We start from the raw sequence: 24,687 nt of genomic DNA on the forward strand, positions 1-24,687 counted from the left end.
TCACCTTCCGGAATTGATCAGGAAGTCGCTGATCAGATCGGCCAGCAGTGCCGGCTGCTCGATGACCATGGCGTGCGAGGCGTCGGCCAGCGAGAGGTAGCGCAGGTGCCCGACCGCCGCCGCCTGCTCGACCAGGAACCGCCGGTGAGCCGCGTAGAGCTCGGCGAACGGCTCCTGCTCGGGCAGGTCGCGGGTCGGCAGCACGACGAGTTCGGGGCAGGTCGTCGCGGCGTAGACCGGGCTCAGGTCGAGCTCGTTCATCAGCTCGCGTATCTGCGCCGTGGCCTCGGCCGACGGGCGGGTCGAGGTCTCGCCGTTCTCGTGCACCAGGTTGCGGCGGAAGCCCTCCAGCCACACCTTCTCGTTGGCGCCCATGTCGCGGGCCGCCATCTGCTGCACCTCGACCAGGTCGGCCAGCCGGTCGGCCGGGATCGGCTGCCCCATGCCGGTCTGCATCTGGTCGAAGATCTTCTTGAGCCGGGCCAGTTCGGCCGCCGCCGTCCGCGGTTCCATCCCCGGCAGGTGTTCGACCCGGGTCGGCGGCGGGTTACCGTCGAGGCTCACCACGCCCGGGGTCTCCGGGTGGCGCTGGCCCCAGAGCGCGGCCAGCATGCCGCCGAGCGAATGCCCGACCACGGCCGGGCGGTCCAGCTCCATCTGTACGGTGACCGCGGCCAGGTCGCCGAGCGCGGCGTCCCAGGTCCACGGGCCGTCGCCGGACCGGCCGTGGCCGCGCAGATCGACGGTGATCACCCGGTGTTTCGGCCGGAGCGCACGGGCCAGCGTGGTCATGTGCGCGAGGTTGCCCCCTGCGCCGTGCAGCAACAGCAGCGGCGGCTCGTCGCCACCGAAATCACGGACCGCGAGCGGTAGCTCGCCCGCGTCGATCAGCCGATCGTTGATCACGTCTGCTCCTGAGGGTCCGGGCGGGACCGCAGGCGGTCCCGGATGGCGGACGACGGCACACCGCCGTCCGGATGTCGCGGCAGGCGGCCCCGCCGCACCAGATCGTGTACGCCCTGCCGCGTGATGCCGAGCATCGCCCCGGCCGTCGCGTATGACACCGACTCGGTCCACGGATGCCCGGCCCGGTGCGCGACGACCTGGCCGAGGGGAGTGGCCCACCAGTCGGCCGGCGGGTCGAACCCGCGGTCGCCGGGGTAGAGCGTGGCGATGAGCCGGGCCGCCAGCATGAGCGCGGCGGTGTCGGTGCCCGATCGCATCGTGTCGGCCCAGCGGCGCGCCCGCAGCCGCACCAGTTGACGCACCGCGTCGACCGCGTCGTCGCCCTCGAGCAGCACCTCGAGCGGATCGAGCAGTCGCACGTCGAGCAGCCGGGCGATCTGCTCGACCAGGGCGTCGTTCACGCCGCCATCCTCTCCGCACTTGACACGTGGCGTCAAGTTGGTGGTGACGGTCACGCAGCGTACGCCTTTGGTGCCGGACGTGGACCTTTCGCGCTACCCGCCGCACAAAGTACGGTGTGCCCCGAATATTGTCGGGAGGATCGACCGTGCGTTTCCGTTCCGTTGTGGTGAGCAGGGTCGCCGCGGCCGGCGTCGTTACGCTGCTCGCCCTCACGGGCTGCAACAACAAGCGCGACGCCGACGCCCGGCCGGAAGCCCTGCCCCCGGTCAAGCTGGTCGAGCAGCCGGCCGCCTCGGCCGGTGGCGCCTGCATCCTCTGGGACTACGCGTTCATCCGCGACAAAATCGGCGTCACCTTCAACGTGGCCGCCGCCGACCAGGTCGACGACACCTCGACCTGCGTGGTGCAGACCGTCGACGGCGCCTACCCCGACCTGATGCTCTCGGTGGTCGAGAGCACGACGGCCGACGCCAAACTGTTCCTGTCCGACTTGAAGCCCGACAAGGCGGCCACCCTCAAAGGCCTCGGCAAGGCCGGCTTCCGCCTCAACTCGCCCGCCTCCGGCAGCCACGGCCCGGCGGTCGAGATCAGTTGGCTGAGCGAGGCCAACCAGCTTCAGACCCTGAAGTTCACCTTCGCCAAGTCCGCCCCCACCGCCGACGTAACCGCCATGAACACCAAGCTCCTAAACCTGGCCAAAGCCATGGACACGACCGACTAGGGTTCGTCGGCTCGCGCAGCGGAGCCGGTCCCGTGGCTGCGAAACGTTCACGGCCTGCCGAGCGTCCCGCGCGGCAACCCCCGAGCTGTTCACCTTGGCAGAGGCCGTGGTCACGACGGACTAACGGCGATTGCCGCCGGTCTGATCGCTGGGGCGCCGGTGCCGTGGCAGCGAAGCGTTCACGGGCTGCCCAGCGTCCCGCCGCGGCAACCCCCGAGCTGTTTCACCTTGGCAGAGGCGATGAACACGACGCACTTAACGGCCAGCACACCGGCGATTGCCGCCGGTGCTATCGCAGCTGATTTTCTGACGCCCGCGGGGTTTGCGGGCGGCAGAAAATCATCTCCGATGACACCGGGTCTAAGGCAATCGCCCGCGGAGCGAAGCGAAGCCAGCTAGTTCAGTGGGCCGCCACGAAGACGCGCGACGCGACCTCGCGGGGGAGCCGGATCTTGTCGCCGGAGCGGTCTATGGTCACGCCGTCGCGTTCCTGCGCCACCGTCACCGTCGTGCCCGGGTCGATGCCGGCGGCGTGCAACTGGCGCAGCACGTCGGCGTTGGTCTGCACGCTCTCGCAGATGCGCCGCACCACGACGCTGCCGGTGAGGCCCGGGAACGCCAGGTTGCGTTCGCCGGTCGCCCCGTTGAGGTGGTCGTCGGCCGATTCGTCGAGGACGTCGAGCCCGGGAATCGGGTTGCCGTACGGCGAGCGGGTCGGCTTGTTGAGGAGCTCGTAGACCTTCTTTTCCACCTGGTCGCTCATCACGTGCTCCCAGCGGCAGGCCTCTTCGTGGGCCTCCTCGTAGGGCATGCCGATGACGTTGACCAGCAGAAGTTCGGCCAGCCGGTGTTTGCGCATCACGGCGACCGCGGTGACCCGGCCCTCGCCGGTGAGCACGAGGTGCCGGTCGCCCTCGACGCTGAGCAGCCCGTCGCGTTCCATCCGGGCGACCGTCTGGCTGACTGTGGGACCGCTCTGGTGCAGCCGCTCGGCGATGCGCGCGCGCAGCGGCGGGACGCCTTCCTCTTCGAGCTCGAGGATGGTCCTCAAATACATTTCGGTAGTGTCGACAAGGTCGTTCAAGATGCGGCCCTCCCAGCAGCGATATTACCTCGTTACCGGGGGTTGACATCCGCCCCGACAGGTGGTGTTAAGACCCTACCCGACTCGCGGGTCAGACCCTTACCGGCCGTGATGGGTGAAGGCCGCCCATGCCGCCGGTTCGGCGAGTCGTTCCGGCCGGAGCGGATAGATCGACCGGACGGCCGCGAGCACGGGCCGGTCCGGGGCGATCATCCACGCCTGGGCCGCGCGCAGGGCGTCCCGGTCCGCGAGTCCTCCGGCCGTGCGGAAGTGGTGGAACACCACCATCAGGCAGCCGGTCAGCTCGTCGTTGACCGGCCAGCGGGAACCGGTCACGCTGACCGCGCCGGCCGCGAGGAAGGCGGTCGCGATCGTCAGCGATTCGTCGTAGTCGGAGGTGGTCAGGTCGCTGTCGCACGCGGCGAGCACGACCAGGCCGCCGGGGGTGTCGGCGGCCCGGTGGCGGGCGTCGGCCAGGATCCGGGCGACCGGCAGTTCGGCCGGGCCGGCCAGCCGGAGGTGGGAGCGGTCGGGCGTGTCCCCGGTCGTCGCGTGGCAGGCCAGGTGCAGCACGGCGGGTGAGGCGGCCAGTGCGGCCAGCACCTCGGCCGGGGTGCTCGCGTCCGCGGCGGCGGAGTAGGTCTCGTGCAGGATTCCGACCTCTGCCGGGGCGAAGGTGAGACCCGGCCCGGTGACCAGAAACACCGGGCCGTCGCCGGCTCGGGGCCGGTCGAGCACCATGCGGAGGTGCCGGGCCGAGACGGCGTAGGAAAAGGTGAACTCGGTGATCGCGTACCGCTCGCCGGACCGGGCGGCGTGCCACGGGACGCGGCCGAGGCCGCCGATCGGCACCAACACCACCCGCCCCGGCCCGCCGAGCACCTCCCGGACTGGTTCGATCAGCGCCGACCAGGCCCACTCGCAGACCGCATCCACCCGGTCACCCGGCCGACGAGGACCCGGGCCGATCTCCCGCCCACCGAGAGCATCGCCGCGAGAGCCGGGGCCGCCAAGAAAGCGAGGAGAGCCGGGGCCGCCAAGAAAGCGAGGAGAGCCGGGGCCGCCAAGAAAGCCAGGAGAGCCGGGCCCGCCGAGAGGATCGCCGAGGAAAGCGCCCAGATCAGGAGCGTCCAGCCGCAGCCGCTCGACCTCCCTCACCACCACCTCTCCCTCGGCAGTCACCACGAGCAGGCGTCCGGGCAGCAGATAGACCAGCGCGTCGGCCGCCGCGTCCCGGACGACCGCCGCCACTTCGGAAGGCTCAGGCGCCGCGGAAAGCCGCCGCCCCGCCAGCGCGGCCAGCACCCGTGGCCGCAGGTCGGACGGCGGGGCCACCAACCCCGCCACGATCTGCGCGGGGTCATACACCGGCGGCTCGCCGGGTCCGGCTTCCCATTCCGCGGCCAGATCGGCCTCTCCGATGTCGCGCAGAAGCCCCGGTACGGTCGCGCCGATCATCGCGGCATGGAGGGTGATCCCGCGTCCGAGTTCGATCGCGGCCAGCGCCTCCCGATGTAGTCCCGCCTCGATCGCCCACTCGACGACCGGCCCGAGCAGTTCTCCGGCCCGCCGCGAGGCCTTCAGCGCGTGCCGGGTCCCGCTCTGCAGCAGTACGTCGTCCCCGAGCGCCCGCAGCGCCCCCAGTCCACTGTGGACCGCCTCGGCCGTCCGGCCGCCGGCCCGATAGGCGAGCGCGAGCCGCGAGTGCAGGTGGACGGCGAGCGGATGGCCGGGGCGCAGCGGTTCGTCCCGCAGCCGCTCGTACCGTTCGACCGTGTCCGGCGCCGACCGGGCCTGCGCGGCCGTCGCGGCCAGCAGCCTCAGCGCGAGCCGGTCGCCCGGCGGGGCGTCGGCCGCGATCTCGTCGAGCCGCCGCGGGTCGCCCGGGCGTCCGTCGACCAGGTCGGCGATCTCGGCGGCGGCCCGCAGCACCGGCCGCCCCGACTGTTCGACCAGCAGGTCGGCGTCGGCCCGGCGCAGCCGTTCGGCGCCCCGGCGCAGGTCACCCTGGGCCAGATAGGCGAGCCCGAGCATGGCGTCCAGGCGGGACCGCCACGGGTACCGGTCGTCCAGCGCCCCCAGCGCGTCCTCCAGCTCGAGGACCACCGCGTCCAGCTCGGCGCGATCCGGCCGGCGAATCGCGAGCACGGTCCGCGACATCACCCCGGCCATCCGGATCACGACCCGCTCATCCGCGGAAGCCGCGGAAGCCGCGGAAGTCACGGAAGTCGCGGAAGTTAAGGAAGCCGCGGAAGCCAAGGAAGCCGAGGAAGCCGCGGCCAGGAAAGCGCCCGACGCCTCGGTATCGAGCAACACCCCCTGTCCGAGATGCCGGTCGTGCAGCAGCACCCCGAGCATCGCCATCGCGGTCGGCCTCAACTCGTCATCGTCCGGCAGCGTCGCCAGCGCCGCGCGCAGATCCTCGGCCGCCGCCCGCAGATCGTCCGGATCGTCGGCCAGCCGCCCGCGCAGGACCAGCGTGAGCGCCCGCAGGAACCGGTCGCGCCCGCTGCCACTCTCCGCGACCAACCGGTCGGCCAGCTCGGCGACGCGGGTCACGCTTTCCGCGTTTCCCGTGTACGCCGTAGCAGTCACCAGCAGACCGGCCAACTTGCGTACGGTCTGATCCCGCAACGGATCGTCGTCGCGTACCCGGTCGAGGGTTTCCGCGAGAGCGGCCGGCAGGCCGGCGAGCGTGTCCGGCAGTTCCGCGACGTGCCCGCGCCGCGCGACCACCGCCCCGGCCTCGGCCAGCAGCACCGGCCGGAGCCGGTGTCCGGCCGGCAGTTGGCGCAGCACCGCGTCGAAGGCGGGCAGCAGCCGTTCCGGCCCGGCGTCCGCGAGTTCGGCGGTGAGCAGTTCGATCAGCGCCTGCCGTCCTGGCCCGAGCGCCGCCATCGCCGGGCCGAGCCGGGCGAGGGAGCCCAGCAGGCGCAGCGGATCGGTGTCGCCGGAGAGCAGGTCCAGCGCCACGATCATCGCTTCGGCGAGGGTGCGCACCTCGGCTCCCGGCGGTTCGTGGGCGCTCACCCACTCCAGGTGGGCCCGCACCGGGGCGCTGTCGGCCGGCGTGCCGGACAGGAGGGCGGTCGTGATCGCGGCCGCCTTGCTGCCGTCCGGGTCGGCGCCCGGCGTGATCGGCATGGCGCGGAAGAACAGCAGCATGCCCCGGGCCACGTGGGTGACCGTGGCGTCGTCGTGCGGCACGGTCAGTGCCTCGTCGAGGAGGTCGATCGCCTCGTCCCGCGCCTCGTCGCCGGCCCCGTCCCGGAAGTACCGGGTGGCCAACCGCCGGCCGAGGGCGCTGGCCTGGCGGGCCGCGGCCGGGCCGCCGGCCGGGGCAGTGGCATAGCGGGTCCGCAGCTCCTCGTCGGCAATGTCCATAGTGGGGTCAGTCAACCCGGGGCCGGACCGGACTCCATCGGCCGAACGGGCGGCCCCTTCGGGCGGAACCATCGACCGTGGACCGTCGTGCACGACAGTCCGATGCAGTCCGGCTAACGCGTCGTCACTCTGACCCCATGTCGTCCTCCCACTACAGCCCGTCCGCACGGCACAGCACCCGAGCCGCCGGTTTCGTCCTTGTCGCCCTGGTGGTCGCGCTGATCGCCGGGCTGGTCCTCTATCTGCGCTACGCCGGTAACCGGAACTCCGCCGTCGCGCTGCTCGCCGGGAGCGCCCTGGTCGCGTTCATTCTGGTGATCGCCGCCATCCGGATCTCGGTCACGCACCGGCGCAGCCGTCGCCTGGAACTCGAGAACAACGTCCCGCCGCCCCGCCTGCACCGGCTCATGGAGTTGCGGCAGTGGCTGATCCTGACCCTGGGTGTCGCGTTCTTCGCCCTGGCCACCGGGGCGTTCACCGCGCTGCGGGTGGTCTCCGACGACGCGGCGGTGGCCGCGCCGCCGTCTCCGGTCGTGACGGAACCGCCGGCCGCCACGGAACCGACGGTCGCGCCGGTGGCCGCCCTGCCCAGTGCGGACCCGGCGCCGACCGACGACGCGGCCTCGCCCTCGGACCCGGAGACCTCCACTGATTCGGACGTCACCGATACCCCGTCCGATACGCCGGCGACCAAGTATCTGGACACCGAGGATCCGCTGGACGGCGGATACAACGCCAACGCTGTCACCTTCTCGGCCCAGCGCTACCCGCGCGGCGTCTCCTTCTACTGCTACTCCGACACGCAGAGCCGCCTGCAGTGGGACGTCGCCGGCTACGCGCATTTCACCGCGGTCGCCGGGATCGACGACGAGACCGAGGGCGCGTTCGGCGCGGTCGCCGACCTGACCTTCTACGACCAGGACGGCCACCAGTTGCTGCCGAAGCCGGTCGAGGTGTCGGTCGGGCATCCGAAGAAGGTCTCGCTCGCCCTGAACGGCGTGGTGAGCCTCCGGATGACCTGCTCCGGCCGGATCGCGAAGACCAACGAGGAGCACGACACCCACACCTCGTTCGGCGACCCCGTCGTCACGCAGTAACCGCCCATCGATCAAGGAGCTCAGCCATGGTCCGCAATGCCGCAGTCACCCGTCGGCCCCGCTACGTTCTCGGCACTTTCTGGCTCATTCTCGGGCTGCTCGCGCTGATCGGCTCGATCAGTGGCGGAAATGTCGTCGGCATTCTCGTTTCCCTCGCCCTGCTCGCCTATTCCGTCTACCTCTACCGGGGCGGCCGCTTCGGTTTCGTCATCTGGTGAGAAGCCGGGAGATCCGATGACCATTTCGTACGCTTCACCGCTCGTCGTCCTCAACGACGCCGATCGCCGCGACCCGTGGCTCGCCCCGACGTTCCCGCCCGGCCTGGAGGAACCCCGCCTGGAGGACGGCGAGCGGGTGGTGCACCGGGTCCGTGAGGGCCACGTGACACTGCAGCTGCGCGGCACCGGCGACCACGAGTGGACCGACATGTGGAGCCCGCCCCGGCGCGCCTCCGTGGTGGTGACCGATCGCCGGCTCGTGCTCGGCTGCCGGGAGTTCGACCGGGGCTCGAGCTGGACCGGCTTCGGCGCCGCGGCGTTCGTGGTCGCGGCCGGGGCGACCGCGATCAGCCGGGCCCGGGCCCGCCGGGCGACCGCCGGGCATTGCCTGGCCCTGCAGTGGCGGCATGAGTGGCCGACCGCGGTGGCTTATCTGGCCGGCGAACCGGGCTGGCTGAGCGGGTTGCCGGCCGAGCGGATCGTCGTGATCGCCGAGCAGCCGGGGGCCCGCTGGCGTCTGATCTTCGGGCACCGGGACGACCGGGACACCCGGGGCGGCGCCGAGCGGGTGCTGTCGGCGATCGTCGGCGCCCGGCTCGGCGAGGCCGGTTCGCTCGAGCCGGCGGAACGGGCGGCGCTGCGCCGTCTGGCGAGCGACCCGCGGCTGCGGGGGCCGGCCGGCGAGTCGACGGCGGTGCTCGTCCCGGGCGGGCACGCGATCGGCTGGCGGCCGGCCGGCGGGACGCTCACGCCCGTGGCCCCGCCGCCCGCCGGTAGCCGGGCTGCCTGCGCCGACGAGTCGTGCGAGGCCTACGACCTGCCGACGCCGCTTGCGGTCTGTGACATGTGCGGGCACTCCACGGTGTTCACCACCGCATAGTCAGGCAATAGGTGGTGTTCTCCGGCTCGTTCGAGAAGGTGACCTCCGGGCAGCGCCCGTCCTTGCCCTTCTGCACCTGGGTGACCTGATAGACCGGGTCACCCAGCGAGGGCGAATCGCCGCAGGTGGCCTTCTTCATGTCCGATCCGGACAGCCCGGCGTAGCCGACCGTCACGCAGTCGCCGACCGAGAATTCGGGGCCGGTGAGGCGGTGCAGCGAGTCCGGGTTGCGGATCACGAACGAGATCAGCCAGATCGCCAGCACGCCCACGATCGCCGCGCCGACCCGGAAGGCCATCGGACGGCTCTGCCAGGATGTACTGCTCCGGGCCGGCGCCGTGTGACCGAGGCCCAGCCCGAGCCCGGGCCCGGGCCCGGGCGCCGGCGCCGGCCCCGGCGTGACCGTCCGGGCGGCGACCGCGCCCGGCATCCGGGCGAGCGACGTGCCGCACTGCGGGCAGTCCGCCCGGCCCTCGTCCTGGCGCAGTCCGCTCACCATGCAATTCTCGTCGACGCAGGTCAATTCGCCCGGTCCGGCGACGCGCTCGATCATTTGTCTACCCCATTTCTCGGCCCCGGTGAATGGGGGTAATCCCCGGCTTCACCCTGGCAGTCGAAAATGCGGAAAACAGCGGCCGAACGGGCTTGCGATTCCGGAATGGCCGACCGTTCGGCGGGGCTCCCGGTGACCCATATCGCGCGACGCCGGCCGGGCACGTGGCAGCATGGCGGTCATGGTGCAGCCGACGACCGCGGTGGTCTGGGACCGGGCCCTGCTCGACTACGACATGGGCGACCACCCGATGGATCCCGTGCGCATCGAGCTGACCATGGCGCTCGCCCGCGACCTGGGCCTTCTCGACCGTCCGGGGGTGCGGACGATCGTGCCCGAGATCGCCACGGAGGCCGACCTGCTCCGGGTGCACCGCGCCGACTACCTCGACGCCGTCCGGCTCGCGCCGAGCGACCCGTTCTTCTCCGGCTGGGGCCTCAACACCCCCGACAACCCGGTCTTCGAGGGCATGCACGAGGCGTCGGCGCGGGTGTGCGGCGCCACCATCGCCGCCGCCGACGCCGTCTGGCAGGGGCGGGCCACCCGCGCGGTCAACGTGGCCGGCGGGCTGCACCACGCGATGGCCGCCCGGGCGGCCGGCTTCTGCGTCTACAACGACCCCGCGGTCGCCATCGCGCGGCTGCTCGACCAGGGCGCCCAGCGGGTGGCCTACGTGGACGTCGACGTGCATCACGGCGACGGCGTGCAGGCCGCCTTCTATCACGATCCGCGGGTGCTCACGGTCAGCCTGCACGAGACGCCGCTGGCCCTGTTCCCCAACGTGTCCGGCTTCGCCGACGAGGTCGGCGGTCCGGGGGCGGAGGGCACGGCGGTCAACGTCCCGCTCCCGCCCGGCACGACCGACGCCGGCTGGCTCAAGGCGTTCCACGCGGTCGTCCCGTCGGTGCTGCGGGCGTTCCGCCCCGAGATTCTGATCAGTCAGTGCGGCGCCGACGGTCACCGCCTCGACCCGCTGGCCGACCTGCGGCTCTCGGTCGACGGGCAGCGCGCGGCCTACCTGGCCATGCGCGACCTGGCCGGCGAGCTGTGCGAGGGCCGCTGGGTGGCCACCGGCGGCGGGGGCTACGCGGTGGTCGAGGTCGTGCCCCGGGCCTGGACCCACCTGCTGGCCGCGATCACCGGCGACCCGCTCGACCCGGCCACCGAGACTCCCGCGGCGTGGCGCCGGCTCGCCGCCGACCTGCGTCCGCGGGCCGACGTCCCCACAACGATGACCGACGGTGTCGATCCGGTGGTCAAACAATGGGAGCCGAGCGACGACCCGGTCGACCGCGCGATCCTCGCCACCCGCCGGGCCGTGTTCCCACTGCATGGCCTCGACCCACACGACCCACGGGACTGAAGATGGAGCGAAACGCCGACGTCCTGCTCTCCGACGGCACCGCGGCGCACCTGCGGCAGATCCGCCCGGACGACGCCGCGGCCATCGTGGAGTTCCACTCCCGGATGAGCGACCGCACCCGCTACCTGCGCTACTTCTCGCCCTACCCGCGCATCCCCGAACGCGACCTCGAACGGTTCGTCAACGTCGACCACCGCGACCGGGAGGCGTTCGTCGTGGTCAGCGGCCCGCGCATCATGGCTGTCGGACGCTACGAGCGGCTCGGCCCCGACTCACCCGAGGCCGAGGTCGCCTTCGTGGTCGAGGACGCGCACCAGGGCCGGGGCATCGGCTCGGTCCTGCTCGAATACCTGGCCGAGGCCGCCCGCGACCACGGCATCACCCGGTTCGTCGCCGAGGTCCTCCCGGAGAACGGCGGCATGCTCCGGGTCTTCAGCGACTTCGGCTATCAGATCCAGCGCAGATACGCGGACGGCGTGGTCCACCTGAGCTTCCCGATCGCCCCGACCGAGAGGTCCCGCGAGGTGCAGGAGTCCCGGGAGCAGCGCACCGAGGCGCGGTCGATCGCCCGGCTGCTCGCCCCGCGCGGCGTCGCGGTCTACGGCGCGAGCGCCAGCGGCCAGGGCATCGGCGCGGCGATGCTCGGCCACCTCCGCGACGGCGGCTACGAGGGGGCGATCGTGCCCGTGCACCGCCGCGCGTCGAGGGTCGGCGGCCTCCCGGCGTACACGTCGGCGGCGCTCGGCGGTGTCGCGATCGACCTGGCGATCATCGCCGTGCCGCCGGACGGCGTCGGCGGCGCCGTCCGCGACGCGGCGCAGAGCGGGGCCGGGGGCATCGTGGTGGTCTCGGCCGGTTTCGCCGAGACCGGCGCCGAGGGCGCCGCCGATCAGCGGACGCTGATCGAGGCCGCGCACCGCGCGGGGTTGCGCCTGATCGGCCCCAACAGCATGGGGGTGGCCAATGCCGATTCCGGCGTACGCCTCAACGCCACCCTCGCCCCCCGCCTGCCCGCCGCCGGTCGCGTGGGCTTCTTCAGCCAGAGCGGCGCGCTCGGTGTCGCGCTCCTGGCCGAGGCCGACCGGCGCGGGCTGGGCCTGTCGAGTTTCGTCTCGGCCGGCAACCGGGCCGACGTCTCCGGCAACGATCTTCTGCAGTACTGGCAGGACGACCCGGGCACCGACGTGGTTCTGCTCTACCTGGAAACGTTCGGCAATCCGCGCAAGTTCGCCCGGCTGGCCCGCCGCATGAGCCGGGTCAAGCCGGTGGTCGCGGTCGCCTCGGCGACCCGGCCCCGTGGCCTCGCCGGCGACCTGCCCGGCCCGGACGCCAACGCGGTGACCGCGCTGTTCGCCCGGTCCGGTGTCATCCGGGTCGACACCGTCCGCGAGATGTTCGACGCCGGCCTGCTGCTCGCCCACCAACCGCTTCCGGCCGGCCGGCGGGTCGCCGTGGTCGGCAACTCGTCGGCCTTGTCGCAGTTGGCGGTGGCCGCGAGCCGGGCGGCCGGGCTGACCGTGGCCGAGGGCTACCCGCACGACATCAGCCCGCAGGCGGGCGCCCGCGACTTCGCCGGTGCGCTGGCCGACGCCGCGGTCGACCCGCGGGCCGACGCCCTGGTGGTCGTGTTCGCCCCGCCGCTGCCCGGCCAGCTGCCGGACGAGGACGCCGACTTCGCGGCCGCCCTGGCCGGCGTGGCACTGGCCGGCGAGAAGCCGACGGTCGCCACCTTCCTGCTCGGCAACCTGCCGCCGGGTGTCCCGTCCTATCCGTCGGTCGAGGAGGCGGTCCGGGCGCTCGGCCGGGTGTCGACCTATGCCGAGTGGCTGCGCCGTCCACCCGGGACGCTGCCCGCTCTGCCCGATGTGGACCCGTCGGCGGCCGATCTGGACGGGCCGCCGTCGGAGCTGCTCGCCGCGTACGGCATCGACGTCGTCCCGTCGACCCTGGCCACCACCGTCGAGTCGGCGATCGCGGCCGCCGGGACGCTGGGTTATCCGGTCGCGTTGAAGGCGGCCGGCGGGGCTCTGCGGCACCGCATCGACCTCGGCGCGGTCCGCCTGGCCCTGGCCGACGAGGACGATCTGCGGGCCGCCTACCGCGAGTTGTCGACCGCCTTCGGCCCCGACGTGCTGGTGCAGACGATGGTCCCGCCCGGGGTGGCCTGCACCGTCGAGGTGATGGAGGACCCGGCCTTCGGGCCGATCGTCGGGTTCGGTCTCGGCGGCGTCGCCTCGGAGCTGCTCGGCGATCTGGCGTGGCGGGCCGCCCCGCTGACCGATCGGGCGGCCGAGGCCCTGGTCGACGAGCCCCGCGCGGCCCCGCTGCTGCACGGCTACCGCGGTTCGGCCCCGGTGGATCGCGCCGCCCTGACCGACCTGCTCCTGCGCGTCGGCCGTCTCGCCGACGACCATCCGCGCCTGCGGTCGCTCTCGCTCAACCCGGTTCTGGCGCGCCCCGGCGGCATCTCGGTGCTGCACGCCGCGACCGAGATCGGCGAGACCAGGCCCCGCCCCGACTCCGGCCCTCGCCGCCTAGGCAAAACCGCCATTGCTGAGCAATAGCTGCCCGTTGACCCATCCGCCCTGCGGCGAGCAGAGGAAGCCGACCAGGTCGGCGGTGTCCTGCGGCGTGCCCAGCCGCTGGCGCGGGGTCCGGGCGAGCAGGGACTCCCGCACCGGGTCGCTCATCCAGCCGGTGTCGATCGGCCCGGGATTGATCACGTTGGCGGTGACGCCGAGATCGGCGAGCTCGTGCGCGGCGGCCAGCGTGATCCGGTCGAGCGCGCCCTTGCTCGCCCCGTAAGGCAGGTTGCCCACGGTGTGATCGCTGGTCAGGGCGATGACGCGGCCACTGCCCGGCTCGCCCCGGAACCGCCGCCCGAACTCGCGGATCAGCAGCCAGCTCGCCCGCGCGTTGACCGCGAAGTGCCGGTCGAAGCTCTCCACGGTCGTGTCCATCAGCCCGGAGTCGACCGACTCGCAGTGGCACATCACGAGCGCGGTCACCGGCCCGAGCCGGCCTTCGGCGGCATCGAAAACCGTGGTGGGTCCGGCGACATCGGCCAGGTCGGCCTCGACGGCGGCGACCGAGGCACCGTACGCGGTGAGCTCGCCCGTGATCCCCTCGGCCGCTCCGGCCTCGACGCCCCAGCTCATCCGCGCGTCATAGCCGCTGAAGTAGCTGAACGCGACGTCCCACCCGGACCGCGCCAGCTCCCGGGCGATTCCCGCCCCGATCCCGACCGTCCGGCCGACTCCGGTGACAAGGGCGACGGGCCGGGCCGAGTTCATGCCGCCGATCCTCCGGCCCGCTCCACAGTCGACGCAATCGCATTTTCGAGCGGCGGCCTCAGTCGAGCTCGGCCCGACCGATCACCGCGCCGACCGGCACCGGGCCGTGCTGGGCGGAGTCGTTGCCGCTCCCGCGGTTGTCCTTCATCAGGGAGACCTCCCCGGCCGGCACCTTCACCGGATCGAACGCGGCCGACCGGCCACTTTTCGCGAGGTACGGCTCGCCGGTCCTCTGCCCGTTCCGCGATCGTCGGCTCCATGGCCGCATCGGGTGCCAACGCCGGCTGAAGTTTGCTGTCCCACGGGGAGCGGCCCGGCGTACGGAAAGCGGCGCGAGAAAAGCGACCGCCCCGGCCACCGCAGGGCGGCCGGGGCGGAAGGGAAGCGGGAGCGTCAGCCGGCGTAGGCCTCGAGCCGGGAGCAGCGCTGCGGGTCGCGCAGCTTGGACATCGTCACCTTCTCGATCTGGCGGATGCGCTCGCGGCTGAGACCGAACTCGCGACCCACCTCGTCGAGGGTGCGCTGGCGGCCGTCGTCGAGGCCGAAGCGCAGGCGGATGACCGCCGACTCGCGCTCGGACAGCGTCGACAGCACGATCTCGACCTCGCTGCGCAGTTCGCCGTGGGAGACCCCGCCGCCGGGCTGGTTGGGGTCGACCGCGGCCACGAAGTCGCCGAGCGCGCTCTCGCCGTCTTCACCGACCGCCTGGTCGAGGCTGACCGGCTCGCGGTCGTAGGAGATGAGCTCGATGACCTGGAACTCGGGGACGCCCAGCGCGTGTGCGATCTCGGTGATGCTGGGTTCGCGTCCGAGCGAGGTGGCCAGGTCGCGGCGGCTGCGGACCATGCGGTTGACCTGCTCGACCATGTGCACCGGGATGCGGATGGTGCGGGCCTGGTCGGCCATGGCGCGGGTGATGGCCTGGCGGATCCACCAGGTGGCGTAGGTGGAGAACTTGTAGCCCTTGGTGTAGTCGAATTTTTCGACCGCGCGGATGAGGCCGAGGTTGCCCTCTTGGATGAGGTCGAGGAAGGCCATGCCGCGGCCGGTGTAACGCTTCGCGATGCTCACGACCAGCCGGAGGTTGGCCTCGAGCAGGTGGTTCTTGGCGGCGCGGCCCTCGGCGACGATGATGTGCAGGAGCGGGGCCAGATCGTCACCGGCCTCGCGCAGCTTCTCTTCCGCGTAGAGGCCGGCCTCGATGCGCTTGGAGAGCTGGACCTCCTCGACGGCGGTCAGCAGGCGGGTGCGACCGATGCCGTTGAGGTAGGCCCGGACCAGATCGGCGGAGACGCCGCGCTCGTCCGTCGCATCGAGATCGGTCAGGAGCTCGACACCGTCTGCGATGCTGTCCTCGGTGGGGTTGCTCGCCGTCATGGACTCCGCGGTCATGGATTCCGCCGTCATGGACTCAGTCGCCTTCATCTGCAGGACCACCTTTCAGTCCCCTCCCCGCTGATAAACCGTCTCGTGCGCCCAGCCCTCGTCGTGCCGGTGATCGATAGCTTGGCCCTGAGCGCGTTAAGCCGAAGTGAGGCAAGCGTCCAGGTGGCATGAATCAGGGAGAACCCTGACGTCGCCAAGCCGACATGTGCCCGGTTTGTCGAGAAGTGGGTGCCGTAATGTCTTCCACACGTCGCGGCGGAGGGATCGGTTCGTGGTTTTCCGGAAAATCCTGCGAGCCTTCGGCGTCGGCGGTCCGAGCGTCGAGACCGAGCTGACCGATCCGCACTGCCGGCCGGGTGGCGTGCTCGAGGGAACGGTGCAGGTCACCGGCGGTGACCACCCGGTCGACGTGGAATACCTCGCGATCGGACTGATCACCCGCGTCGAGGTCGAGAGCGGCGACAGTGAATACGAGAGCGGGCAGGAGTTCCACCGCCAGCGTCTGACCGGTTCGTTCCGGTTGGTCCCGGGTCGTCGCCACGAGGTGCCGTTCCGTTTCGAGGTGCCCTGGGAGACCCCGATCACAGAGGTCTACGGGCAGCGCCTCAACGGCATGTCGATGGGGCTCACGACCGAGCTCGAGGTCGCCCGCGCGGTCGACAAGTCCGATCTCGACGCGGTGATGGTGCACCCGCTCCCGGCCCAGGAACGCATCCTCGAGGCGCTGCTGCGGCTGGGCTTCCGGTTCAGCCGGGCCGACGTCGAGCGCGGCCGGGTCTACGGGGTCGAGCAGCGGCTGCCGTTCTATCAGGAGATCGAGTTCTATCCGCCGGCCGCCTACGCGAGCACGCTCAACGAGCTCGAGTTGACCTTCGTGCCGACGCCCGAGCGCCTGCAGGTGGTGCTCGAGGTCGAGCGCCGCAGCCGTCACCGGCCGGAGGGTTTCGGGCGGTTCGACGTCGACTACGCCACGATCGACCAGGTCGACTGGCCGGCCGAGCTCGACGGCTGGCTGCGCCGGGCCCGCTAAAGCTCGAGCAGGATCGTCTGCGGGCCGACGTTCACACTCTCGACGAGCATGTGGGCCCGGAAACGGCCGGTCTCCACGTGCGCGCCGCGGGCGCGCAGGCTTTCGACGTACGCGGTGACCAACGGTTCCGCCACCTCGGCCGGCGCGGCCGCGCTCCAGCTGGGCCGGCGCCCCTTGCGCGCGTCGCCGTAGAGCGTGAACTGGCTGACCACCAGCAGCGGCGCGCCGAGGTCGGAGGCCGATGTCTCCCCGTCGAGGATGCGCAGCTCGAACGTCTTGCGCGCGAGTTCGGCCGCCTTGGCCGGGGTGTCGTCGTGGGTGACCCCGAGCAGCACCAGCAGCCCGTCCGAGATCTTGCCGATCACCTCGTCGTCGACCGTGACGCTCGCCCGGCCGACGGTCTGCACGAGTGCGCGCATCAGCGCTCTCCCCTTACCCTCGCCGCTGCCGCGCCCAGCGCGGCGACCTCGTCGGCCGACATGGTCCATTGGCCGCCGCGGATCTCGACCGCGCGGTCGAGCCGGCTCAGCGGGTCACCCGGCGCGGCGGCCAGGAACAGGTCGAGCAACTCACCCGCTTGCTCGCCCATGTCGTGCACGATGGAGCCGATCGCGACCTGGGCCAGGATCAGCGCGCACAGAGCGGTGTCGAGGTCGGCCGGCCCGTCGCCGGCGTTCCGCCAGTCGATGACGACCGGGCCCCGGGAGGTGAGCAGCACGTTCTCCGGGTGGAAGTCGTAGTGCCCGATCGTCTCGGGGCCCGACTGCCCGGGGATCTCGTGCAGCCGGCGCAGCAGGTCGGCCAGCATGCTCGCGGCCTCGGGGATCGGGAACGTCCCGGCGACCAGCGCCTGCGCCATCGTCGGCCCGTCGAGCCGCTCCATCACGATCTCGGGGCCCTCGGCCGAATGGATCGCGGGCACCGGAAATCCGTGGTCGCGCACGTAGGCCATGACGCCGGCCTCGCGGGTGGCGTCGCTGCCGTCCCGGTAGCGGCGCAGCACGCGCCCGTCGTCGAGCGCGAAGACGTCGGCTTCCCGGCCGGCGGCGAAGGGCATCATCGCGCCGACGGTAGCGGACGGCCGCGGCGACGACGTCACCACGGCCGTTGCTCTGCTATTCCAGTCTGCTACTGCAGGGCCCCGTCCGGCCCGGTGTCCATGGCGCCCGTGGTGGCGTCGCCGGTCGTCGTGTTGGCCACGCCCGGGCCCGTACGCGGGTGGGAGCGGAAGCTGTTCGGCCCGGCGTGCCCACCGGTGGTGGTCAGCGTGCCGTCCTCGCCGTGGGGGCCGCCGTCCAGCAGCTGCTCGGTGTCGGTGCCCGCCTCGAGCGTGCTCGACAGGCCCGGCGCGTCGTCGCCCTTCTCCGGCCGATAGGTCTCGGGCTCGTCGAGGACGCCCGGCCCGTAGTCGCTGCCGAAGATCTCTCGCTCGATGCTCTCCTCGGAGTCGCTCATCTTCTCCTTCTTCCCTCAACCGTCGATACAGAACGTTAGTCCGCACGTGGTGTCGAACACGTGTCACCCGGCTCGAAAGTAGTTAGCATGGCTAATGAAACACTCGGAGGGAGCGCGGTAATGGCCGGCGGCGGACGGATCCCCTACAAGTGGTCGGTGCTCACCAACACCACCATGGGCATGCTGATGGCGACGGTCAACGCCTCCATCCTGATCATCTCTCTACCGGCGATCTTCGACGGGCTCAAGCTCGACCCGCTCGCCCCCGGCAACGTCAGCTACCTGCTCTGGATGCTGATGGGCTACATGCTGGTCACCGCGGTGCTGGTGGTGACCCTGGGCCGGCTCGGCGACATGTTCGGCCGGGTGAAGATCTACAACTCCGGGTTCGCGGTCTTCACGGTGGCGTCGATCGCGCTCGCCCTGGTCCCGTTCGGCGGTTCCGCGGGCGCGATCTGGCTCATCGCGTTCCGGGTGGCGCAGGGCGTCGGCGGCGCGATGATCATGGCGAACTCGACCGCGATCATCACCGACGCGTTCCCGGCCCGGCAGCGCGGCACCGCGCTCGGCGTCAACCAGGTCGCCGGGCTGGCCGGCAGCTTCATCGGGCTGGTGCTCGGCGGGGTGCTGTCGGCCTGGAACTGGCGGGCCATCTTCTGGGTCAGCGTGATCGTCGGCGCGATCGGCACGTTCTGGGCGTACAAGAACCTCCAGGAGACCGCCTCCCGGCGGCCCGGGGTGAAGGTCGACTGGTGGGGCAACCTGACCCTGGCGGTCGGGCTCACCGCCCTTCTCGCGGCCATCACGTACGGGATCCAGCCGTACGGCGGTCACACCGAAGGCTGGACCAACCCGATGGTCCTGACCGGGCTGATCGGCGGGGCCGTCCTGCTCGGGCTGTTCGGGTTCATCGAGACCCGGGTCGAGCAGCCGATGTTCCGCCTCAGCCTGTTCAAGATCCAGGCGGTCTGGGCCGGCAACGTGGCCGCCCTGCTCAACGCGATCGCCCGCGGCGGCCTCCAGTTCATGCTGATCATCTGGCTGCAGGGCATCTGGCTCCCGCTGCACGGCTACTCGTTCGAGTCGACCCCGCTCTGGGCCGGCATCTACCTGCTGCCGCTCACCGTCGGCTTCGTGGTCGCCGGCCCGGTCTCCGGCTTCCTCTCCGACCGGTACGGCGCCAAGCTCTTCGCCACCGGCGGCCTCGTGATCATGGCTTTCTCGTTCGTCGGGCTGCTGCTGATCCCGATCAACTTCGACTATCCGGTCTTCGCCGCGCTGCTGTTCGTCAACGGCGTCGGCTCGGGCCTGTTCTCGGCCCCGAACACGACCGCGGTGATGAACGCGGTGCCGGCCGACCAGCGGGGCGTCGCCTCGGGCATCCGGGCCACGTTCCAGAACGGCGGCATGGTGCTGTCGATCGGCGTCTTCTTCTCACTGCTGGTGGCCGGCCTGTCGTCGTCGCTGCCCGGGGCACTGCACAGCGGGCTGACCGCCCAGGGCGTACCGGATCAAGCGGTCGCGGCAGTCGCCGCGGTGCCCCCGGTCAGCCTGATGTTCGCCGCCTTCCTGGGCAGCAACCCGATCGCTTCGCTGCTCAACGCGGCCGGCGTGCACCTGCCGGCGGCCACCGTCCACACGCTGACCGGCAAAACCTTCCTGCCCCAGCTGCTCACCGATCCGTTCCACAGCGGCCTGACCGTGGTCTTCACGCTGGCCGCCGTCCTCGCCGTGGTCGGCGCCGTGGTCTCGCTGTTCCGCGGCGGCATCTACATCCACGACGAGGCCGCCCAGCAAGAGAAGGAGGACGTCGAATACGAGGCGGCATGATGGTCACGTGCGGACCGCGATCATCTTCGACTTCGACGGCACGATCCTCGACACCGAGACACCGGAGTTCGCCGCCTGGCAGGAGGTGTACGCCTCCTACGGAGCTTCGCTCGACCAGGCGGTCTATTCCCAGGTCATCGGCACCACCGACGCCACCTGGAGCCCGTTGGCGCACCTCGGGTCGGTCCTCGGCCGCCCGCTCGACCCGGAGGCCGTGGCCGCCGCCCAGCGCGACCACTTCGAGCGCCTGATCGCCGCCGAGAGCCCGCGACCAGGCGTGATCGACTGGCTGGACGAGGCCCGCGACCTCAGCCTCCGCATCGGCCTGGCCTCCAGTTCCTCGGCCGCCTGGGTCTCCCGCTTCCTGACCCAGCTCGGCCTGACCGACCGCTTCGCCGCCGTGGCCACCCGCGAGCGGGTTGCCCGCAGCAAACCCGACCCGGCCCTCTACGAGCTCGCCCTGCACGATCTGGGTGTGCCCGCGGCGGACGCGCTGGCGGTCGAGGACTCCCCGAACGGCATCGCCGCGGCCAAGGGGGCCGGCCTCTACTGCGTAGCCGTCCCCAACCCGATGACCGCCGCCTTCCCCCTCGACGCCGACCTCCAGCTGCCCTCCCTGCGCGACCGCCGACTGAGCGACGTGCTCAGCGCCGCCTGAGCGACGTGCTGAGGGCCGGATGGATGACGACGCGGCGTCAGCGCTGACCGGCCCCGCCGACCCGCGCGGCGACCTGGTCGAAGGCGCGGACGACCGTTGTCACGTCCGCCGGTGAGAGGTCGCCGAACAGTTCGTGCGCCAGCGCGTTGGCCTCGGACTCCATTCGCGCGGCCGCGGCCTCACCCTTCTTGGTGAGACGTACCAGTACCGCCCGGCGGTCGGTCGCGTGGCTGGTGCGGGTGACGAACCCGTCCTGCTCCAGCGCATCGACCAGTTTCGTTATGTTGCGTGGCGTGACGTGGAGCAGGTCAGCGATCTGCCGCTGGGTCAGGGGGTCGTGTCGCGCCATCTCCCACAGGGCGTTGGCGCGTGCCCGGGTCAGGCCGCGCGCCTGCAGCCCCTTGGCCATGTCGTCCGCCATGAGGATCGACACCGCCAGGAGGCCGTTGAGCGCGTCCCGTGAAGAAGGTGTACCAGGATCATCGTGTACCATGTTCAGCAAATCCTAGTGTTCCGGTAGCGGAGGGGACAGCCGTGGAGACGGTAGCTTTCGAGAAGAACATCGACCTGCTGCGCCGCGCCGTCCAGACGCTGCAGAGCGGCGATCTCGACGCGTGCGTGGAACTGCTCACCGCGGACTTCATCGCCAACCTTCCCGGGCTGCCCGGCCCCCTCCACGGGAGGGAGATCTGGAAGTCGGGTGCGCAGGCCATGCGTGAGGGCTTCCCCGACCTTCGTATCGACGTCGAAGACATCTTCGGTGCCGGCGACAAGGTGGCCGTGCGCCTCCTCTTCCAGGGCACCCACGACGGACCGTTCCAGGGCGTCCCGCCGACCCATCGCCGGGTCGCCTTCACCAGCATCGAGATCTATCGCCTGGTGGGCGACCGCATCGCCGAGGAATGGGTCTCGCCCGACCTGATGGGGCTCATGGGTCAGATCTCGGGACCGGCTTCGCCGTGACCGCCGCCGGCGCCCAGCGGCCGACCTGGTCTGATGGTGCTGGTCCTGGGTACCTTCCGGGTGCCCGAGGCGGCAGTATGACCGCATGACGTTCTCTCTGCCCATTGACGCCGAGGCCAACGCGCTGCTCGACCGCGACCCGCTGGCGGTGGTGATCGGGCTGACCCTCGACCAGCAAATCACGATGGAGAAGGCGTTCACGTCGCCGTGGGTGCTGGTGCAGCGGCTCGGGCACGCGCCGACCGCGGCCGAGCTGGCCGACTTCGACTCCGAGGCGCTGATCGCGATTTTCGCCCAGCCGCCCGCCCTGCACCGTTTCCCCAAGGCGATGGCCACCCGGGTCCAGGAGGTCTGCCGGGTTCTCGTCGACCGGTACGACGGCGACGCCGCGGCCCTCTGGCGGGACGCGCCGGACGGGGCCGAGCTGTTCACGCGCATCCACGCCCTGCCCGGCTTCGGGAAGCAGAAGGCGCAGATCCTCGTGGCCCTGCTCGGCAAGCAGTACGGTGTGCAGCCGCCCGGCTGGCGGGAGGCGGCCGGGGGCTACGGCGAGGTCGACGCGTACCGGTCGGTGGCCGACATCGTCGACGAGGAATCGCTGGCCAAGGTCCGGGCGTACAAGAAGCAGGCGAAGGCCGAGGCGCGGGCCGCTGGGCAGTAGCTGAACGGCGGTGCAAGGATGGGGGGATCGATCGGAGACCCATCGTGAAGAAGCAGCCGGAGCGGCCCGCCCTCATCACCGACGCCGCCCGCAGCCAAGACGAACAGTTCCGCAGCCGGCAGATCCGCTACGTGACGATGATGGGCATGCGCGCGCTCTGCCTGATCATCGGCGCGGTCCTGATCAGCGTCCGCCCTCCGCTGCTCCCGGTCTGGCTGGTCCTCTGCGCCGCCGGCATGGTCTTCCTGCCCTGGGCGGCCGTCCTGATCGCCAACGACCGGCCGCCCCGTTCCAAGGCCGAACGTGCCGCCAGCGCCCGGCCCGAGCGCCCCCAGCCTGCCCTCGCCGAGCACTCGGCCGAGGAGGTCGAGTATTTGACGATCGACTCCGACGTGGTCGACGAGTCCGAGCGCTGGGAGCCCCCGGGCCACCTTCCGAACGAGAACCGGCCTCCAAACGAGAACGGGCTGCCGAACGAGAACGGGCTGCCGAACGACGATCGGCCTCAGACCGGGAAGCTGCGCGAGCGCCGCCAGGCCTGACCCGGGGGACCGGCGTCACCGGCCCCCCAGAGGGTTGATCAGCCCAGTTGCAGGTTGAGCGTCTTGCCGCCCTGGGCCGGGATGGCCACCTTGGTAGCGGTGTCGATGCTGGTCGCGCCGTTGTACCAACCGTCGCCGTCAGGCCCGAATTCGGCCGAGTAGTAGTGCCAGGCGATCTTCGTCGAGCCGCCGATCAACGGCGCCGAGTAGGAACCGCCGGGACCGGCCGCCGAGCTGTCGAAGCTGCCCATCTGGTCGCCGGTCGCGGCGTTGAACATGTTGAGGCGCCAGTTGGCCGTCGGCGCGCTCGGGATGGTGACCGTGCCCTTGAGGGTCGCACCCTTGATCAGACTGATGTCGTACGTGGTCGTGCCGTTCGCGGTGACCGGCACGCCGGTCGCCTGGAAGCGGTTGGCCACGTTGCCCGACCACTGGCGCGGGTCGGTGCCGGCGCTGAACAGCAGCGGCCATGCGTACGGGCCGAGCTTGCCGAGCGTGTAACCGCCGTTCTGGCCGACGCTGGTGTCCCAGTCCGGGCCCGCGTCGCCCCAGGCGCTGAACGCGACGTCACCGTACGTGACCGGCTGACCGTCGGAGCCGGTGACGACGCCGGTGACCGTGCCGGCCGGGTCGAGCAGCGCCGCCGGGGCGGTGACCGTCTTGCCCGGCTTCACCACGATGCGCGCGGCGGCCTGCTGGTCGCCGGTGCCGCCCTGCTTGCCGACCCACTGGTGGCCGTACTTGCCGGGGGCGACCGCGAACAACTCGTACGTGCCGGGCGCGATCGAGTTGTCGGTGACACCCTTGCCGACGGCATTGGTGCAGTCGCCGTAGCCGTCGCCGAGGCCGCCCTGGCCGATCACCTTGAGCACGGCGCAGGTGCCCTTGACCGGCGCGCCGGTCGCGTGGTCGGCCGACGAGAAGGCGACCTTGCCGCCCTGGACGAGCGGGATCGTGACGGTCGTCGTCTGCCGCGCGATGAGGGTGACCGTGTTCCGCGGCGAGAACAGGTAGTAGGTGCTCGAGTCGGGGGTGACCTGAAGCGGGAAGGTGCCGCCGGGCAGGTTGCCGACGGTGATCTGGCTGCCGGTGGTGCAGCCGCCCGCGTCGTTGCCGGTTTCGAGCCAGACACAATAGTTGCTCACCGGGGCGCCGGTGGTGGAGTCGACCGCGTTGATCACCAGTTGGGCAGCCGTCAGCCAGGTGTCGTTCACCTCGGCCTGGCCGCCCGGGGCGACGGTGATCAGTTTCGCGTCGGCCGCAGTGCTCGCGCCGTACGCCCATTGGGTGCGCTGGAAGCCGGGCGAGACGAAGGAGACCCGGTAGTCGCCGGGGAAGACCGGAGAGACGCTCCACTCGCCGTTGTCGTCCGTGGTGGCGGTCTGGTTGACGTAGTCGTTCTCGTCGTCGAGCGTCACGTCGACCTCGTAGCCCGACTGAGGCTTGCCGTCCGGGTCGACCAGCCGGCCGTGCACGCTGCCGAGGGCAAGCTGGGTGTCGTCGACGGTGGTCTGCGCGCCCGCGGTCACCGCGAACGTGCGGGCCGAGCCCTGGTCGGCCTTTCCGGCCACCCACTGCTTGATGTCGTCGGTGGTGGAGAACGACACGGTGTATCCGTCGCGGGCGATCGCCGCGCCGAACGAGTAGTCGCCGTTGTCGTCGGTCGTGGCCCAGCCCTTCTCGTCCACCCCGTGGTGCAGGGTGACCGAGGCTGAAACCAGCGGCGAGCCGTCGGCGGAGGTGAGGCGACCGCCGACCGTGCCGGTCGGCAGCTGCTGGTCGTCGACCTCGACGGTCTGCCCGGACGCGACCGTGATCGTGTCGGCGGTGTCCTCGTCGGCCGCCTGGTGCGCCCACTGCACGGCCGAGTCCCACGCGAAGGAGACGTGGTAGTCGCCCGGGAGCATCTGGGCCCGGAAGGCGCCCGTGGCGTCGGTGACGACGCTGGTCTGCGACGAGAAGTCGGTTGCGACGATGTAGACCGACGCGGACTGCACCGGCGCGCCGGAACTGGTGGTGAAGGTGCCCTGGATGGTGCCCTTGGCGGCGGCCGCGGCCGGTGCGGCGAGCGCGCCGACGGCCAGCAGACCGGCGACGCCGGCCATTCCAAGACGACCGAGTGGGGAACGGATCATGTGACTTCCTCGGGTCGAAACAAGGGCATGAACGACCGGAGGCATCGACGTGAACGTCCCCCGTGC

The 24,687-nt window shown here is 71.5% G+C and carries 25 protein-coding genes; 12 read left to right on the forward strand and 13 right to left on the reverse strand.

Annotation, left to right across the window (positions count from 1 at the left end; translation table 11 throughout):
- Together AB0M88_RS10925 and AB0M88_RS10930 are read right to left on the reverse strand one after the other, a co-directional pair.
- On the reverse strand, window positions 1-906 hold the full coding sequence (locus AB0M88_RS10925) for an alpha/beta hydrolase (protein ID WP_364098797.1): 906 nt from the start codon (window positions 904-906) through the stop codon (window positions 1-3).
- Complete coding sequence (locus AB0M88_RS10930) at window positions 903-1,367, reverse strand: hypothetical protein (protein ID WP_364098800.1); 465 nt, start codon at window positions 1,365-1,367, stop codon at window positions 903-905. Before AB0M88_RS10930 ends, AB0M88_RS10925 begins: the two co-directional genes overlap by 4 nt.
- A gap of 146 nt (window positions 1,368-1,513) precedes the next feature.
- Here AB0M88_RS10930 and AB0M88_RS10935 point away from each other — a divergent pair, with 146 nt between their 5' ends.
- Window positions 1,514-2,089 (forward strand): hypothetical protein, encoded by a 576-nt coding sequence (locus AB0M88_RS10935; RefSeq protein WP_364098803.1) that lies wholly within the window; start codon window positions 1,514-1,516, stop codon window positions 2,087-2,089.
- A gap of 400 nt (window positions 2,090-2,489) precedes the next feature.
- Here the strand turns inward: AB0M88_RS10935 and AB0M88_RS10940 are convergent, their stop codons facing one another.
- Window positions 2,490-3,176, reverse strand: a complete 687-nt coding sequence (locus tag AB0M88_RS10940) for a metal-dependent transcriptional regulator (protein WP_364099065.1) — start codon at window positions 3,174-3,176, stop codon at window positions 2,490-2,492.
- A gap of 96 nt (window positions 3,177-3,272) precedes the next feature.
- Window positions 3,273-6,557 carry a CHAT domain-containing protein gene (locus tag AB0M88_RS10945; protein WP_364098805.1) on the reverse strand — a complete coding sequence of 1,095 codons (3,285 nt, stop codon included), beginning with the start codon at window positions 6,555-6,557 and terminating at the stop codon, window positions 3,273-3,275.
- A gap of 137 nt (window positions 6,558-6,694) precedes the next feature.
- Between AB0M88_RS10945 and AB0M88_RS10950 the strand changes: the two genes are divergently transcribed.
- Genes AB0M88_RS10950 through AB0M88_RS10960 form a run of 3 tightly spaced genes read left to right on the forward strand, consistent with a single transcriptional unit; the run spans window position 6,695 to window position 8,752 of the window.
- Window positions 6,695-7,654: an NPCBM/NEW2 domain-containing protein gene (locus AB0M88_RS10950; RefSeq protein WP_364098808.1), complete on the forward strand. Its 960-nt coding sequence runs from the start codon at window positions 6,695-6,697 to the stop codon at window positions 7,652-7,654.
- A gap of 26 nt (window positions 7,655-7,680) precedes the next feature.
- Window positions 7,681-7,872: a hypothetical protein gene (locus AB0M88_RS10955; protein ID WP_364098811.1), complete on the forward strand. Its 192-nt coding sequence runs from the start codon at window positions 7,681-7,683 to the stop codon at window positions 7,870-7,872.
- Window positions 7,873-7,888: 16 nt separating this feature from the next.
- On the forward strand, window positions 7,889-8,752 hold the full coding sequence (locus AB0M88_RS10960; RefSeq protein ID WP_364098814.1) for a hypothetical protein: 864 nt from the start codon (window positions 7,889-7,891) through the stop codon (window positions 8,750-8,752).
- Here the strand turns inward: AB0M88_RS10960 and AB0M88_RS10965 are convergent.
- Window positions 8,739-9,305: a hypothetical protein gene (locus AB0M88_RS10965; protein WP_364098817.1), complete on the reverse strand. Its 567-nt coding sequence runs from the start codon at window positions 9,303-9,305 to the stop codon at window positions 8,739-8,741. The two genes, AB0M88_RS10960 and AB0M88_RS10965, sit on opposite strands and share 14 nt — an antisense overlap.
- 184 nt (window positions 9,306-9,489) lie before the next feature.
- Here AB0M88_RS10965 and AB0M88_RS10970 point away from each other — a divergent pair, with 184 nt between their 5' ends.
- Together AB0M88_RS10970 and AB0M88_RS10975 are read left to right on the forward strand one after the other, a co-directional pair.
- Window positions 9,490-10,668 (forward strand): acetoin utilization protein AcuC, encoded by a 1,179-nt coding sequence (locus tag AB0M88_RS10970; protein ID WP_364099068.1) that lies wholly within the window; start codon window positions 9,490-9,492, stop codon window positions 10,666-10,668.
- 2 nt (window positions 10,669-10,670) lie between these two features.
- Window positions 10,671-13,232 (forward strand): GNAT family N-acetyltransferase, encoded by a 2,562-nt coding sequence (locus AB0M88_RS10975; RefSeq protein ID WP_364098820.1) that lies wholly within the window; start codon window positions 10,671-10,673, stop codon window positions 13,230-13,232.
- Here AB0M88_RS10975 and AB0M88_RS10980 read toward each other — a convergent pair.
- The 3 genes from AB0M88_RS10980 to sigB form a co-directional block, all read right to left on the reverse strand.
- The gene (locus AB0M88_RS10980) at window positions 13,203-13,961 is read right to left on the reverse strand and encodes an SDR family oxidoreductase (protein WP_364098823.1); all 759 of its coding nucleotides are present in this window, start codon (window positions 13,959-13,961) and stop codon (window positions 13,203-13,205) included. The two genes, AB0M88_RS10975 and AB0M88_RS10980, sit on opposite strands and share 30 nt — an antisense overlap.
- Window positions 13,962-14,019: 58 nt before the next feature.
- Window positions 14,020-14,229, reverse strand: coding sequence for a S26 family signal peptidase (locus tag AB0M88_RS10985; protein ID WP_364098825.1), 210 nt, complete (start codon window positions 14,227-14,229; stop codon window positions 14,020-14,022).
- Window positions 14,230-14,354: 125 nt separating this feature from the next.
- Window positions 14,355-15,338 carry an RNA polymerase sigma factor SigB gene (sigB, locus tag AB0M88_RS10990; RefSeq protein WP_364099071.1) on the reverse strand — a complete coding sequence of 328 codons (984 nt, stop codon included), beginning with the start codon at window positions 15,336-15,338 and terminating at the stop codon, window positions 14,355-14,357.
- A gap of 280 nt (window positions 15,339-15,618) precedes the next feature.
- Here sigB and AB0M88_RS10995 point away from each other — a divergent pair, with 280 nt between their 5' ends.
- Window positions 15,619-16,377, forward strand: coding sequence for a sporulation protein (locus tag AB0M88_RS10995; RefSeq protein WP_364098828.1), 759 nt, complete (start codon window positions 15,619-15,621; stop codon window positions 16,375-16,377).
- On the opposite strand, the gene dtd is transcribed toward AB0M88_RS10995, so the two are convergent.
- From dtd to AB0M88_RS11010, 3 genes are all read right to left on the reverse strand, one after another.
- Window positions 16,374-16,796, reverse strand: coding sequence for a D-aminoacyl-tRNA deacylase (gene dtd, locus AB0M88_RS11000; RefSeq protein ID WP_364098831.1), 423 nt, complete (start codon window positions 16,794-16,796; stop codon window positions 16,374-16,376). The two genes, AB0M88_RS10995 and dtd, sit on opposite strands and share 4 nt — an antisense overlap.
- A complete protein-coding gene (locus tag AB0M88_RS11005; RefSeq protein WP_364098833.1) occupies window positions 16,796-17,437 on the reverse strand; it encodes a phosphotransferase in 642 nt (213 codons plus the stop codon). The genes dtd and AB0M88_RS11005 overlap by 1 nt, the downstream gene beginning before the upstream one ends.
- Window positions 17,438-17,505: 68 nt before the next feature.
- Window positions 17,506-17,832 carry a hypothetical protein gene (locus AB0M88_RS11010; protein WP_364098836.1) on the reverse strand — a complete coding sequence of 109 codons (327 nt, stop codon included), beginning with the start codon at window positions 17,830-17,832 and terminating at the stop codon, window positions 17,506-17,508.
- Between the two features lie 120 nt (window positions 17,833-17,952).
- On the opposite strand from AB0M88_RS11010, the gene AB0M88_RS11015 reads away from it, so the two are divergent.
- Together AB0M88_RS11015 and AB0M88_RS11020 are read left to right on the forward strand one after the other, a co-directional pair.
- Window positions 17,953-19,662 (forward strand): MFS transporter, encoded by a 1,710-nt coding sequence (locus tag AB0M88_RS11015; RefSeq protein WP_364098839.1) that lies wholly within the window; start codon window positions 17,953-17,955, stop codon window positions 19,660-19,662.
- 7 nt (window positions 19,663-19,669) lie between these two features.
- Window positions 19,670-20,320 (forward strand): HAD-IA family hydrolase, encoded by a 651-nt coding sequence (locus AB0M88_RS11020; protein WP_364098842.1) that lies wholly within the window; start codon window positions 19,670-19,672, stop codon window positions 20,318-20,320.
- Between the two features lie 37 nt (window positions 20,321-20,357).
- On the opposite strand, the gene AB0M88_RS11025 is transcribed toward AB0M88_RS11020, so the two are convergent.
- Window positions 20,358-20,753 (reverse strand): MarR family transcriptional regulator, encoded by a 396-nt coding sequence (locus tag AB0M88_RS11025; protein ID WP_364098845.1) that lies wholly within the window; start codon window positions 20,751-20,753, stop codon window positions 20,358-20,360.
- A gap of 101 nt (window positions 20,754-20,854) precedes the next feature.
- Here AB0M88_RS11025 and AB0M88_RS11030 point away from each other — a divergent pair, with 101 nt between their 5' ends.
- The 3 genes from AB0M88_RS11030 (at window position 20,855) to AB0M88_RS11040 (ending at window position 22,486) form a co-directional block, all read left to right on the forward strand.
- Complete coding sequence (locus AB0M88_RS11030; protein WP_364098848.1) at window positions 20,855-21,283, forward strand: ester cyclase; 429 nt, start codon at window positions 20,855-20,857, stop codon at window positions 21,281-21,283.
- An 85-nt stretch (window positions 21,284-21,368) separates the two neighbouring features.
- The gene (locus AB0M88_RS11035; protein ID WP_364098851.1) at window positions 21,369-21,944 is read left to right on the forward strand and encodes an HhH-GPD-type base excision DNA repair protein; all 576 of its coding nucleotides are present in this window, start codon (window positions 21,369-21,371) and stop codon (window positions 21,942-21,944) included.
- Window positions 21,945-21,988: 44 nt separating this feature from the next.
- A complete protein-coding gene (locus AB0M88_RS11040) occupies window positions 21,989-22,486 on the forward strand; it encodes a DUF3099 domain-containing protein (RefSeq protein WP_364098854.1) in 498 nt (165 codons plus the stop codon).
- A 38-nt stretch (window positions 22,487-22,524) separates the two neighbouring features.
- Here the strand turns inward: AB0M88_RS11040 and AB0M88_RS11045 are convergent, their stop codons facing one another.
- Window positions 22,525-24,621, reverse strand: a complete 2,097-nt coding sequence (locus AB0M88_RS11045) for a carboxypeptidase-like regulatory domain-containing protein (protein ID WP_364098857.1) — start codon at window positions 24,619-24,621, stop codon at window positions 22,525-22,527.
- Between the last annotated feature and the right edge of the window lie 66 nt (window positions 24,622-24,687).

The organism is Actinoplanes sp. NPDC051411 (genome assembly GCF_040682075.1).
Classification (GTDB): Bacteria; Actinomycetota; Actinomycetes; order Mycobacteriales; family Micromonosporaceae; genus Actinoplanes.

Coding starts and splice junctions, on each gene's coding strand:
- AB0M88_RS10985 (WP_364098825.1), bottom strand. CDS start 14,229: ATGCGGCCATGGAGCCGACGATCGCGGAACGGGCAGAGGACCGGCGAG.
- AB0M88_RS11015 (WP_364098839.1), top strand. CDS start 17,953: ATGGCCGGCGGCGGACGGATCCCCTACAAGTGGTCGGTGCTCACCAAC.
- AB0M88_RS11010 (WP_364098836.1), bottom strand. CDS start 17,832: ATGAGCGACTCCGAGGAGAGCATCGAGCGAGAGATCTTCGGCAGCGAC.
- AB0M88_RS10945 (WP_364098805.1), bottom strand. CDS start 6,557: ATGGACATTGCCGACGAGGAGCTGCGGACCCGCTATGCCACTGCCCCG.
- AB0M88_RS10960 (WP_364098814.1), top strand. CDS start 7,889: ATGACCATTTCGTACGCTTCACCGCTCGTCGTCCTCAACGACGCCGAT.
- AB0M88_RS11005 (WP_364098833.1), bottom strand. CDS start 17,437: ATGATGCCCTTCGCCGCCGGCCGGGAAGCCGACGTCTTCGCGCTCGAC.
- AB0M88_RS10975 (WP_364098820.1), top strand. CDS start 10,671: ATGGAGCGAAACGCCGACGTCCTGCTCTCCGACGGCACCGCGGCGCAC.
- AB0M88_RS11045 (WP_364098857.1), bottom strand. CDS start 24,621: ATGATCCGTTCCCCACTCGGTCGTCTTGGAATGGCCGGCGTCGCCGGT.
- dtd (WP_364098831.1), bottom strand. CDS start 16,796: ATGCGCGCACTCGTGCAGACCGTCGGCCGGGCGAGCGTCACGGTCGAC.
- AB0M88_RS10965 (WP_364098817.1), bottom strand. CDS start 9,305: ATGATCGAGCGCGTCGCCGGACCGGGCGAATTGACCTGCGTCGACGAG.
- AB0M88_RS10955 (WP_364098811.1), top strand. CDS start 7,681: ATGGTCCGCAATGCCGCAGTCACCCGTCGGCCCCGCTACGTTCTCGGC.
- AB0M88_RS10980 (WP_364098823.1), bottom strand. CDS start 13,961: ATGAACTCGGCCCGGCCCGTCGCCCTTGTCACCGGAGTCGGCCGGACG.
- sigB (WP_364099071.1), bottom strand. CDS start 15,338: ATGACGGCGAGCAACCCCACCGAGGACAGCATCGCAGACGGTGTCGAG.
- AB0M88_RS10950 (WP_364098808.1), top strand. CDS start 6,695: ATGTCGTCCTCCCACTACAGCCCGTCCGCACGGCACAGCACCCGAGCC.
- AB0M88_RS11035 (WP_364098851.1), top strand. CDS start 21,369: ATGACGTTCTCTCTGCCCATTGACGCCGAGGCCAACGCGCTGCTCGAC.